This window comes from Lactiplantibacillus sp. YT640 (assembly GCF_049745435.1).
In the GTDB taxonomy this organism is placed as follows: domain Bacteria; phylum Bacillota; class Bacilli; order Lactobacillales; family Lactobacillaceae; genus Lactiplantibacillus; species Lactiplantibacillus plantarum.
On sequence record NZ_JBMNVY010000004.1, the window covers coordinates 44,566 to 57,682 of the forward strand.

The window sequence follows — 13,117 nt, forward strand, 5'->3', positions numbered from 1 at the left end:
AGAACTCCACTAAGTCCAATTAAGAAGCTGGTACCGTTGCTGTAACGCAAAAAAGTTCTTCTCTGACAAGGCATCAGGCCCTATCAAGGAAGAACTTTAATTTACACTTTGTTATTTAAATAACGGCTTTCCATCGCCTGGCGGGCAAGAACAGCGTCCTCAAAATGCTGAAACGGCTTGTGTAACAGGTAGCGCCCCTTGTAGAAAAATGTCGCCACCCATTTTTGAGTATTGCTATCCCAGCTGACACCGATGACACCACTCTTATTACGCTTAGACATAATCTTTGACGGTAAATCAGTGTGATGATCATGAATTTTCAGATTGCTTAACCGCCCCATACTGGCAGCCGTTTTGGGATTACGTCGAATTAACTGCGACCGACTTTCTCGTGTCAAACACCCACAGCTTCTTGCTCGCCCATGCCGCAACGCGTACGAATCAGCTTTGGTCTGATTGCCACAGCGACACTGACACAACCAGAGGGCATTGCCATTTTTGGCAGTTCCACAACGTCTAATGACTGTTAAGCGGCCAAACTTCTGACCCGTGATATCGATTAAAGTAGTCATATTAACGCCTCCATTTAACGGCTAATTATGACGTTTCTTCAAAATTGCACTCACACCAACTAGTAAGGTTGCTGCGGTCAAACCAAGTAGTTCCGCCGCAACACTAGCTTGCCGATTATCATTGGTTTGCGGTAAAGTCGCTTGTTTGTGGGTGGCTGATTGATGAGCCGCGGTTGGCTTAACGGATTTAGTCGTCTTCGCCAGTTTAACCGTTTTTACATTGGCTGGTCGTGTCTGAGCAGGCTGTTCAACAGCCTGTGCTTGTTTGAGATCCACTGACCGCTTGACGCTAGCTTGTTTAGCAGTTGTTGTTGCGACGGTCTGAGCCTTATCCGGCGTCTTGACCGTTGCGACTTTATCTGGCGTGTCAGTCGTCTTAATTTTATCCGACTTATTAACTGTCACCGTCTTCACCGGTGTTTTTGGTGTCTCACCGGTTGAAGGCCTATCGGTAACGTAACGAATCGTTTGAACATCATCCACGCTAGCTGGCGTAACCATGACTGCCTGAGTACCCGTTACCACCGCATGATAGCCCGGAATACTGAACGCCGCGACGCGCTCAAAAGTGTGATCCGCCTGATTAGTCGACCAATTGCTATACGTTACGTCCCCGGTGACCTGATCAACCCGTTTAGTACGAGTGAATGTCATCGCTCTGACCGTATCATCGTGCAACTGCGTGCCAGTCGTACTCTGATAATGTACGGTTTGCGTGATTGTCTTGGTCTCGGTTGTCGCAGTTGTCACATGTGCAAGCTGAACCAGATAGCTGTGAACGACACCATCATCATTGAAAATAGCTCCTGAAACTGGATAGCTATCGCGGACAAGCACGTAGCCCTGATTACTGTAATCAGCAATTGTGTTAGCCGTGCGGTAATCGGATGATGTCTGATAATCGCCAGTCAAACTGACGGTCGCGAGCGTTTTATCCGTGGTGACATCAACATAGGTGACCGTCGCCTTTTCTGCGTTAATCGCATACGTCACAATAATGTTGGTCGGTTGCGCCGCACTAGTTACTGCATCGTTTCCCGTGACCCGCGCCCGGTCAGCCGTATAGCCAATAATAACGGGTGACGTCACGGTGGTATAACGACCAGTAGCTGAAGTCCCATCCAGCCAATCAGTATAAACTACGGTAGGCTCAACTTCATCAATCGTGGCATCCCGATTAAACGTAATCAGTTGAACGCTGTCAGTGCCAGCCGAAGCCCCATTTTGATACCGATACTTAATCGTTTGACTAACTTGTTTCGTCAGATCTTGGGCGGTCGTTCCTACTGGATACTTCGGTCCGTCTGGATTGTCTGGATCAATTGGTTGGCCCGGCGTACCCGGATTCCCTGGTGTAACCGTAACTAACTTATGCTTCAGTGTCACGGTATAAGTTTTAGCAAAATCATCGACATCGAACAGCATCCCCGATACGGGATAATTATCACGTACCAGTTCATAACCGTTTTTAACATAACCTGCAATGGTTTCAGCGGTCCGATAATTGGATTGTGTCCGATAGTCACCAGTCAAATTGGCCGTAACGAGCGTTTTACCCGTCGTGACATCCACATAAGTGACCGTTGCTTTTTCAGGTTTTGCCGCATAGGTGACGACCACCTGTGTGTCTGAATCTGTATTAGCAACTGAATCACGACCAGCAACCTGTGTTTTATCAGCCGTATAGCCAGTAATGACGGGTGACGTCACGGTGGTATAACGACCAGTAGCTGAAGTCCCATCCAGCCAATCAGTATAAACTACGGTAGACTCAACTTCATCAATCGTGGCATCCCGATTAAACGTAATCAGTTGAACGCTGTCAGTGCCAGCCGAAGCCCCATTTTGATACCGATACTTAATCGTTTGACTAACTTGTTTCGTCAGATCTTGGGCGGTCGTTCCTACTGGATACTTCGGTCCGTCTGGATTGTCTGGATCAATTGGTTGGCCCGGCGTACCCGGATTCCCTGGTGTAACCGTAACTAACTTATGCTTCAGTGTCACGGTATAAGTTTTAGCAAAATCATCGACATCGAACAGCATCCCCGATACGGGATAATTATCACGTACCAGTTCATAACCGTTTTTAACATAACCTGCAATGGTTTCAGCGGTCCGATAATTGGATTGTGTCCGATAGTCACCAGTCAAATTGGCCGTAACGAGCGTTTTACCCGTCGTGACATCCACATAAGTGACCGTTGCTTTTTCAGGTTTTGCCGCATAGGTGACGACCACCTGTGTGTCTGAATCTGTATTAGCAACTGAATCACGACCAGCAACCTGTGTTTTATCAGCCGTATAGCCAGTAATGACGGGTGACGTCACGGTGGTATAACGACCAGTAGCTGAAGTCCCATCCAGCCAATCAGTATAAACTACGGTAGACTCAACTTCATCAATCGTGGCATCCCGATTAAACGTAATCAGTTGAACGCTGTCAGTGCCAGCCGAAGCCCCATTTTGATACCGATACTTAATCGTTTGACTAACTTGTTTCGTCAGATCTTGAGCGGTCGTTCCTACTGGATATTTCGGTCCGTCTGGATTGTCCGGATCAATTGGTTGGCCCGGCGTACCCGGATTCTCTGGTGTAACCGTGGCTAACTTATGCTTCAGTGTCACGGTATAAGTTTTGGCAAAATTATCGACGTCGAACACCGCCCCTGAAGTGGGATAGTTATCACGTACGAGTTGATAGCCATTCTTGACATAGCTCGCAATCGTTTCAGCCGTCCGGTAACTGGACGTAGTCTGATAGTCACCAGTCAAGCTTTTTATAGCGAGCGTTTTACCCGTAGTGACGTCTACATACGTGACCGTGGCGTTCTCTGGCTTAGCCTGATACGTGACCACGATGTTCGTGTCAGCATCCGCATTGTGCACCTCGTCATTACCCGCAATACGCGTTGAATCAGCAACATAGCCCTTAATTTCCGGTGAATCGACTGGCATGTAATGACCAGTCGTTGCCGTACCAGTCAACCAATCGGTATAAGTTAGCTTATTGTTAACCTCATCGACCGTCACGCTGCGCTTGAAAGTGATTGTTTGCGTATTAGCGTCGGCAGCAGTACTTTTATCCTGATACTGATAGTGAATGGTTTGACCAACCTGCTTAATCAAGTCTTGCACAGCCGTACCCGCTGGATATGTGGGTCCGTTTGGATTATCGGGGTCGATCGGCTCGCCTGGCGTACCCGGGTTCTCTGGGGTGAGCGGCAGGAGTTTATGTTGCAATTTGACAGTATAAGCCTGAGTACTTCCGTCTTTATCAAACACAGCACCGGATGTTGGATAATCATCACTGACCAGTTCATAGCCCATATTAAGGTACTGAGCGATTCGATCTGCTGTCCGATAATTCGAGACGGTCTGATAATCACCAGTTACCGGATCTGTCGTCAGCACCGCTCCCGTTGTCGTATCTTCATAGGTCACCGTGGCTTTTTCAGGATTAGCCTGATAATAAACTTGTACATCTGGACTGAGATCCGTCCCACTCACCGTATCACGACCCGCAACACTGGTTGGGTCAGCCGTATAACCAGTAATCGAAGGTGAATCAACGGCCTCAAAACGACCAGTCATGGTCCCATCATCAGTCAACCAATCCGTGTAGACGACTGTGCCATTAACTTCATCCACCGTGACGTTACGACTAAAATTAACCGCTTGAACATTGTTCGGTTTAGCAGTGCGACCATCCTTGTATAAATACTGAATGGTTTGACTGACTTGCTCAGTTAAATCCTCAAAGTCAGTCCCCACTGGATATGTGGGTCCGTTTGGATTATCGGGGTCGACCGGCTCACCTGGCGTACCCGGATTATCTGGCGTGCGTGTTACAAATTTATGAACAAGTGTAACCTGGTACTCTTGAACACTGCCGTCCTGATCATAGACCACCCCGGCTGTTGGATAGTCATCATCGACCAGGTCGTAGCCCGCATTCTCATACGCGGCAATCGTATCAGCCGTCCGATACGCATCCGTTGTCCCGTACGCTCCTTGTAAGGGTTCCGTCTTAATAACCTTGTTATCAGTTTGGTCAAAATACGTTACGATCGCCGTTTCAGTCTTGGCCAAATAACGATACGTCACGGTACCGCCCTGATCAGTTAACGTGCCATTATAGGCTAGTCCAGTATTGGGTGCTAACACATAGCCCGTCTTGGGTTTGGCTGCCGTCGTGTAGGTCAAATAGTCCGTGGCCGTTGCGTCCGTAGCATGTGTCGCCGTACCAGTTTCCGAAGCATCTACCTGAGTCTCACCATTAGCATCTACATGTTCGTAGAGGTACTTAACCGCAATATCACCAATTGTCAAGGTGCCAGGAATGACTGAAATGGTATAGTTTTTATTCACCGAATCATCAGCATCAGGAGTGGCCGTAATTGTCTTAGTTCCAACCGCACTCATGCCGTTGGTCACACGATACTTTAAGGTCTCACCATTAACTGTCCCAGTAACCACCGCCGCCAAATTCTTTTGCGTCCCATCCGACCAATAAATCTTGTTGGGAATCGTAATTGTTGCTTTGGCTGGATCAATTGTCAGCGTTCCATTGACATACGAAATTTTATAATTACTGGTATCGGCTGCCGTAGTCCCAGTCATTGCATAAGTGCCGACCGTAGTATAAGTCGTCGCACCACTGCCATCTGCTGCAACTGCGGTAAATGCTAACTGATCATAATTGGTCCCGCTAGTAACAGTTGCAGTCGTGCCATGTGCTCGGCCGTCATAAACTGCATTATCATCCTTGACCGTGACTGTCAGATCTGCTGGCGTGATCACCAACGTCCCATCCGTCGTGGTAACGGTATAGTTTTTAACCAAAATCGCCGCTTGCGTGGGATCCGCTAACGCGTATGTCAGGTTGTCATAGGTACCGACGTTCGTGTCAGTCGTCGTAGTAAAATCAAAGTGATCATACACGGTTCCAGTCGTTACAGCTACGGATGTCCCCTGAGGCTTGCCATTATAGGTCACTGTATCATTGGCTATCGTTAACCTGAGACCAGCAGCCTGCACCGCACCAATCGTGGTGAAAACTGCCGCATCATCCAGAATATAATTCGACCCCAGCGCAGCTTGAACTGCCTTCCGACCAGCGTCATTAAGGGTGATTGCATATTTGCCAGTGTCCGCACCGGTCAAGTTAGTTTCGGTGCCTTGATACGTATAAGTAAAATCTGCCAACGTTAAAACACGTTGACCGACCTTGCCGGCTACGCCTGGTTTAGCATCGCCGATTTCGCCGTTACTAATTTGAAGGATATTTTGCTTTGTTGCATTTTTAACGGTGACTACCGGCAACATTGTCAATGATCCCGTATACAACTGTGAAGGCCGAAGTATAATTAGCCCATTCTTACCAGTGGTGGCTGTGATTTTTACAGGGACAATGTTAATTGTAAAGGTATAATCGGAGGCCCCAGTCGAAAAGGTTGGGACAAAGTCATCCAAATCACTGGTCGAGGTATCGTAAGCATTATAGTCTTGCATAACCCGGCTCATCCCAGCTTTACCCGCTGCATTGATCGTCACTGAGTAACTACCAATTTGGTCGAGCGTTGAAAAGTCCGTATCTCCGGAATATTTCGTGACCTGCCCATGTTCATCCGTATACACAACATCAACGTAATCATTGACATCAGCAGAGTCCAGAAAAAGTGCATATAGCAAATTGACCTTGTTGCCGTTTACATCTTCTAAGTAATTGCCCGCTGCATCTTGAATGTAGTAGGCGACGTCGTTAGCCGGCGTCTCATCTGGAGAACTAATATGAGATTCTAGATCCGCCAGCGACGCCTCGCCATAGTCCATCGACACGGTCCCCGTAGTTACTAACGATACGGTCGGCTTCGTTTCAGCTTCACTGGTGATAGCTGAAACCGCCTGTACTGTAGACTTAGTGACCGGCGTGTTTGCTGACCTGCTCGCTAGCGCACCCGTCAATGGGAGTGCCCGACTTGTCACTGCAGTCGTAATGGTCGGTGCTTCAGCAGTAGGTATGCTGGCTGTTTTCCCAGTTTCCGTACGCGTTTGGCTAGCTGTCGTAGCATCAGTGAGATCATTTGCCACTGATGAACTTGTCGTCTCAGTGTTTAGCACATCTGTGTCAGCACTCGTAGTAGCCGTTTTAGTTACGGATGCTGATGTGGCTTCCGTGTCAGTAGATTTACTGGTGACACTTGGTGCACTAGCACTTGCGCCATCAGTACTTGATATGCTAGCACTTGAGTCAGCGCGACTTGAAGCAGTACCGACTTCGGCAGCTGGCTTCGTAGCTGCTGTCGACTGACGATTACTGGAAGCTGATGTTGCCCCAGTTGAATCAGTAGTCGCTTTAGTATCCTGAGTCGCGGCCGTTACATCAGTAGCAGCTTTTGCATCCTGAGTCGCGGTCTTAGTAACTGTCGCCGTACTAGCTGATTTTAGTACGACGGCATTGCTCGGTTCTGCCATGTCGGAACTAACGCTAGCGCTATTGTCGGCCGTGTCAACCCCCGTACCCGTTGCGGCTTTCACTTGTTCAACTTGGCTAAAAGTCAAACCGATGCCAACTGAAAATACTGTGATACTAGCAGCCACCCAGCGCCGCCCCGATTTATAAAGCTTATAGTGAGACTTACTTTCCAATCCCAACTTATTTAAACGATTCCGCATAATTCTGCCTCCAAAGTTCAACCGTACCTGGAGCAATCAAGTTATTTAGCTGAGTAATATTTGGTGCGTTTCGTACCGTGCCGAAACGATTGTGTTAATCATCAAACTATCACCTAATTGACCCCTTCAATCATTAGTATGCGTTCAAATAAGTTGAAATAACAAGTGCATAACAAAAAATAGACGAAATTATTTTTGAGATTATTTAATTGTAGTATCAGTTCACGCTATAACACTGCATTAAAATACTGATATAACCAACATATTGACACACTTATTTTGAATCTGGCTCATCCACATCCCAGTTCGGTACTTATCAAACAATGTATAGCATTTGTTCTACGGCCAAAATCGTTTACCAGCTATTTAGCAGCACCAAACAATTTTTATCGCCCGCCAACCATATCACCTAATATTGTTAAGACGCGCAGATCATGAACTGTTTTTCCACACCAAAAAGCCCCTCTGAATAGGTTTCATTCAAAGGGGCACGGACATGCGCACGATGTTCTCATTTAAGCTGTTACCAACACACTTCCGATGAACGCCAGCCTCTTACGTTCAAAAACCATCGTCAGCCGTCTGAAGACGGTCTGGTTTCGCTAGTAACTTCATCACTGACACACCCTAATCTAAATAGGTACTATGCATCCCAATATAGCCTAAATTCGTTCCCATTGGTTTGGCCGCGACTAATATTGGATAAATCTGATCATAAAAGTTTGAAGCAGCCTTCGAAAGGCCCTTGTTGCGTAGCGCCTCCATTTGAAAACTAACCACTAATTTATTTAACACAGCAATTGAATAGCGATGATGCTCCAAATCGGCTTTGGCCATCAACCCGATTTTACGTTCACGGTCGGTAAGACTAGTGTCGAGAACGAAGTCAACTAACTGACTCAATAACGCCTGTTCATCGACCTGATGTTTCCCCGTACATCCAAACATCGGCTTTCACCTAACTCTCTTTTATTTTATCGTGCTCGCTTTGAGCAATCTCCCGTTTAGTTAACCCGGCCGCCAGCTTAGCACTAGTTATACACGTCAGGTACGCGACAACCCTGTTCAAATAAATCAGTTTAGTCTGATATCAAGTGATTCATATTCAGCTAATTGACGCATCCCAAGAAGCATCGCGTACTCGTATTACTATCATAATACTTCAAATTAGGAATTACGAGCTATCTCGTAAGATTGTTAAATTATAAATCCAAGCACAGCATGCTCACATTGTGAACCGACCTAAATTGGTCGATGATTTGACGATTGAGCGTGTCACTAACTTCGCCAATAAAAAAAGCTAGTTAATCATTAAAAATGATTAACTAGCTTTCCATCATCAGCTCAGCCTAAGCTGCAACCGATGATTGTTGACGTTGTGATTTAGCCACGACGACGTTCTGGGATCCGAGCAGCCTTACCATGTAAGTTACGTAAGTAGTATAACTTGGCACGACGTACACGACCTTGACGAACGACATCAATTGCGGCAACGCGTGGTGTGTGTAATGGGAATGTCCGTTCCACACCAACACCGTTACTGATCTTACGAACAGTATAAGTTTCGCTGATACCGGAACCATGGCGCTTGATAACAACACCTTCAAATAATTGGATCCGTTCGCGAGTACCTTCAACAACTCGTGCATGAACACGAACTGTATCTCCAGCACGGAAATCAGGGATGTCCGTACGAAGTTGTTCATTGGTGATCTTTTCGATCAATTGGTTTTGACGCATAATGTATTTCTTCCTTTCGCCGACATTCGTGACAACCTGGTCAGCGGAACATCGTTAATGGGCACAATAGCCAATAAATAGAATACCATATTCGAGGGTGGGCACGCAAGTTTTTTTGAACTCTTCACGACTAACTTGTCCTAATTAACGGCATAGCCTACACTTCCGACTCATCCGCCTTGATATCTGCTAACATCTGTTTAGCTTTTCCTGACAATGATAGCCCCGTCAACATGTCCGGGCGCCGTTCATAGGTCCGTTTCAGCGCCTGTTCTAAGCGCCAATCATCAATTTTTCCATGATCACCACTCAGTAAGATATCTGGTACCTTCATACCACGAAAATCAGCAGGACGCGTATATTGTGGGTATTCCAGGAGACCGCTCGAAAAAGAATCCCCCGGAGCCGATTCCGAATTACCAAGCACACCTGGTAAGAGCCGCACCGTCGCATCAATCATGACCATTGCACCCAGTTCACCACCAGTTAAAACGTAATCACCGAGCGAGACTTCATCGGTGACTAATGACCGAATCCGCTCATCATAACCCTCATAGTGGCCGCAAATAAAGGTCAAGTGTTCTTCCTGAGCAAAGTCTTCAGCAACGTGTTGATTGAACTGGACTCCCGCCGGATCCAATAAGATCACGCGACCGGGTGCCGGGTGTTTTTCCTGAACGCTGGCCAAAGCATCAAAAATTGGTTGTGGTTGGAGTAACATGCCCGCACCACCACCATACGGATAATCATCCACATGGTTATGCTTGTCGGTCGTAAAATCCCGAAAATTAGTGACATCAACATTGATGACGTCATTTTCAATGGCATTGCCAATCATCGACTCATGAAGCGGCCCCGCAAACATCTCTGGAAACAGGCTTAAAATATCGATTTGCATTAATCAATCAACCCTTCCATTAGTTCAACAGTCACCACGCCCGCATCCAAGTCAACATCTTTAATGACCTGGGGAATCTTAGGTAGTAAGACGTCAGACTGACCATGATCCCGTTTGACCACCCAAACATCATTCGCACCAGGTGACAGAATCTCTTTAATAGTCCCTAAAGGCTCGTCAGCGGTCGTCACAACTTGTAGGCCGACAATCTGGTGATAGTAGTACTCACCCGCTGGTAAGGCATGTAATGCTTCAGCAGGAACTTTGATCGTCCACCCCTTATAGCGCTCCACATCATTGATGTTATCGAGCCCTTCAAAGGTAAGAAAGTACAGCCCCTTTTGCTCACGGGCCTTCGCGATTTTGACAGTAATCCCGCCAGTCGTTTCATCTGGGGTTTTAAATAAATTCAATTGTTGCCCTACTTTAAAGCGTTCTTCTGGAAAATCAGTCACGACAACGACTTTCACTTCACCACGAATGCCGTGGGTGTTAACTAGGGTGCCAACACGATAGTAATCCATTAGCTTCCTCCTCTTAATTAGCTTGATTGTTATTCGTTTTAAATGTCATCAACATGTTACAACTAATCTACTCAACGACGGTCATCGAGATACTTTGACTCGTCCTCAAAAACCGGAACAAGATATAAAAAAACTCTTAAACAAAACATCACTGCTTCGCTCAAGAGTTTTTTTGTTGTCCGTCTTCGATCGTAAGCCGGACACGTTTAGGTCCTGAAACTCGGACACTATACACAATTGTCCGAATTGCCGAAGCAACCCGTCCCTGCCGACCAATGACCCGGCCGATATCTTCGGGATTAACCGTTAAGTTGTATTCAAGATAACGCGTGGTTTCCTTAAAATCAACTTTAATATCGTCTGGATATTGAACTAACGGGGTGACAACCGTGGTGATTAAAGCTTTAATATCTGCCATGATCTATTACCGCTTTATTATTTAGTGAACTTAGCTTCGTGGTACTTCTTCATGATACCGGCCTTAGATAAGATATTCTTAACCGTATCTGAAGGTTGGGCACCATTGTTCAACCAACCGAGGATATCTTCCTCTTCAAGTTTAACTTGGGCTGGTTCTGTAAGTGGGTTGTATGTGCCGACTTGGGCGATAAAACGACCATCACGTGGTGAACGTGAATCTGCGACAACAATCCGGTAAAATGGATTTTTCTTAGAACCCATCCGCTTTAGACGAATCTTGACTGACATTTAAACACCTCCCGAATTCTTTAACAGGTAATAATATACCAGTAAATCAATAGCTTGTAAAGGACTTTTTCTTGACAGGCTAAAAAAACTTATAAATTAGCGTTTGCGACGCCGCATTGCTTTGGCTAAGCGCTTTTGTTTTTTCTTCTTAGTTTGACGAACCATTCGCTTCATGGCCATTTGTTGCATCTTACCACCGATACCGCCACCGCCATTGGCACCACCCATGAGACCTTCCATACCAGCAAAGTTCCCTTTGGACATTTGATTCATCATCTTTTTGGTCTGGTTGAATTGCTTGATCATCCGGTTGACTTCATGAATTGGCCGCCCGGAACCAGCCGCAATCCGTCGACGCCGAGATGGGTTCAACAAATCCGGATCTGCTTTTTCGGCATTGGTCATCGAATAAACGATTGCCCGGATATGGGCAATGTCTTTCGGGTCCATGTTGATATTTTTCATCGCTGGATTGTTAGCCATGCCGGGAATCATCTTCATGATATCTTCCATGTTCCCCATCTTGTCAACTTGGTCTAATTGGTCGATAAAGTCATTGAAGTCAAAAGTGTTTTCCTGAATCTTCAGGTTCATTTCTTCGGCTTGTTTTTCGTCATATTGCTGTTGCGCCTTTTCAATCAGCGTCAGCATATCACCCATACCAAGAATCCGATCCGCCATCCGGTCTGGATGGAAGACATCAAGATCAGTCATCTTTTCGCCTTGACCGACAAACTTGATTGGCTTACCAGTGACGGCCCGAATTGATAGTGCAGCCCCACCACGAGTATCACCATCTAACTTCGTCAAGACGACCCCGGTCACATCCAGCTTATCGTTAAAGCCCTCCGCCGTATTAACGGCGTTTTGACCAGTCATCGCATCGATCACTAACAAAATTTCGTCAGGATGAACGAGATCTTTAATATTGGCCAACTCGTTCATCAACTGCTCATCGATTTGTAACCGACCAGCCGTATCAATAAACACGTAATCATTGTGGTTTTCTTGTGCCTGTGCCATCCCTTGACGCACAATCTCAACGGGATCGACATCGGTTCCTAGTTGGAAGACTGGAACGTCGATTTGGCGACCAACTTGTTGCAATTGTTCAATCGCGGCTGGCCGGTAAACGTCGGCCGCAATCATTAATGGTCGGGCATCCTGTTCGTTCTTTAATTTGAGGGCTAATTTTCCGACCGTCGTCGTTTTCCCGGCCCCTTGGAGCCCAGCCATCATGATGACCGTTGGAATCTTCGGCGATTTGTTCAGTGGAACTGCCTTTTCACCCATTGTTTTCGTTAATTCTTCATCAACGATTTTAACGATTTGTTGGGCTGGATTTAAACCTTCCAGCACCTTTGCGCCGAGCGCACGTTCGCGAACCGTTTTAACAAAATCCTTGACCACCGTAAAGTTAACGTCGGCTTCAAGTAATGCTAACCGAATTTCACGCATGGTTGCTCGAAGATCACTTTCCGAAATCTTCCCCTTGCGCCGTAAATTGGTCATTGCTTTTTGTAAACGTTCCGTTAGGCCTTCAAATGCCATTAGTGTCACCTAACCTTTATTATTATTCTGAGTCAGCTTCCAAGTTGACTAGTTGTTGAATCATCTTAATTAACTGGGTATCCCCATGGTAATTTTGCTTAATATAGTCAGAGATCGCGTCAACTTCGTGATTACGTTCCACAAAGTCGTGGTAGAGATGCAGCTTAGCCTCATAACCTTCTAAAATCTTTTCGGTCCGCTTGATGTTATCATAGACGGCCTGGCGCGAAACTGAGAACTCTGCTGCAATCTCGCCTAAGGAATAGTCATCAGCGTAGTACAGTTGAATATAGGCTTTTTGCTTATTCGTTAATAACGGTTCATAAAACTCGAATAACGAATTGATTCGATAATTTTTTTCAATTTCCATGTGGGGACTCCTCACGCTTATCATACAGACTACACACTAAATAAGAGTACCGATTTTATCGCCATTCGTCAACTAT

10 protein-coding genes are annotated in these 13,117 nt (G+C 46.2%); all 10 read right to left on the reverse strand.

Annotated features, from left to right (window positions below; genetic code table 11):
* Positions 1-101: 101 nt before the first annotated feature.
* The 10 genes from ACOV1R_RS04255 to ACOV1R_RS04300 all read right to left on the reverse strand — a co-directional run bounded on the left by ACOV1R_RS04255 (position 102) and on the right by ACOV1R_RS04300 (position 13,041).
* Positions 102-572: an alcohol dehydrogenase gene (locus ACOV1R_RS04255; RefSeq protein ID WP_003645142.1), complete on the reverse strand. Its 471-nt coding sequence runs from the start codon at positions 570-572 to the stop codon at positions 102-104.
* 21 nt (positions 573-593) lie between these two features.
* A complete protein-coding gene (locus ACOV1R_RS04260) occupies positions 594-7,250 on the reverse strand; it encodes a mucin-binding protein (protein ID WP_424743353.1) in 6,657 nt (2,218 codons plus the stop codon).
* 627 nt (positions 7,251-7,877) lie between these two features.
* Positions 7,878-8,198, reverse strand: coding sequence for a hypothetical protein (locus tag ACOV1R_RS04265; RefSeq protein WP_003645144.1), 321 nt, complete (start codon positions 8,196-8,198; stop codon positions 7,878-7,880).
* A gap of 435 nt (positions 8,199-8,633) precedes the next feature.
* Complete coding sequence (gene rplS / locus ACOV1R_RS04270) at positions 8,634-8,990, reverse strand: 50S ribosomal protein L19 (RefSeq protein WP_003640385.1); 357 nt, start codon at positions 8,988-8,990, stop codon at positions 8,634-8,636.
* 157 nt (positions 8,991-9,147) lie between these two features.
* A complete protein-coding gene (gene trmD, locus ACOV1R_RS04275; RefSeq protein WP_003640384.1) occupies positions 9,148-9,888 on the reverse strand; it encodes a tRNA (guanosine(37)-N1)-methyltransferase TrmD in 741 nt (246 codons plus the stop codon).
* Entirely contained in the window at positions 9,888-10,412 is a 525-nt protein-coding gene (rimM, locus tag ACOV1R_RS04280; protein WP_003645145.1) for a ribosome maturation factor RimM, read from the reverse strand. The genes trmD and rimM overlap by 1 nt, the downstream gene beginning before the upstream one ends.
* Positions 10,413-10,572: 160 nt before the next feature.
* Positions 10,573-10,830, reverse strand: coding sequence for a KH domain-containing protein (locus tag ACOV1R_RS04285; RefSeq protein WP_003640382.1), 258 nt, complete (start codon positions 10,828-10,830; stop codon positions 10,573-10,575).
* Between the two features lie 17 nt (positions 10,831-10,847).
* Entirely contained in the window at positions 10,848-11,120 is a 273-nt protein-coding gene (rpsP, locus tag ACOV1R_RS04290; protein WP_003638633.1) for a 30S ribosomal protein S16, read from the reverse strand.
* Between the two features lie 96 nt (positions 11,121-11,216).
* Positions 11,217-12,671 carry a signal recognition particle protein gene (gene ffh, locus ACOV1R_RS04295; protein ID WP_003640381.1) on the reverse strand — a complete coding sequence of 485 codons (1,455 nt, stop codon included), beginning with the start codon at positions 12,669-12,671 and terminating at the stop codon, positions 11,217-11,219.
* Between the two features lie 22 nt (positions 12,672-12,693).
* Positions 12,694-13,041 carry a putative DNA-binding protein gene (locus tag ACOV1R_RS04300; protein ID WP_003640380.1) on the reverse strand — a complete coding sequence of 116 codons (348 nt, stop codon included), beginning with the start codon at positions 13,039-13,041 and terminating at the stop codon, positions 12,694-12,696.
* Positions 13,042-13,117 lie beyond the last annotated feature (76 nt).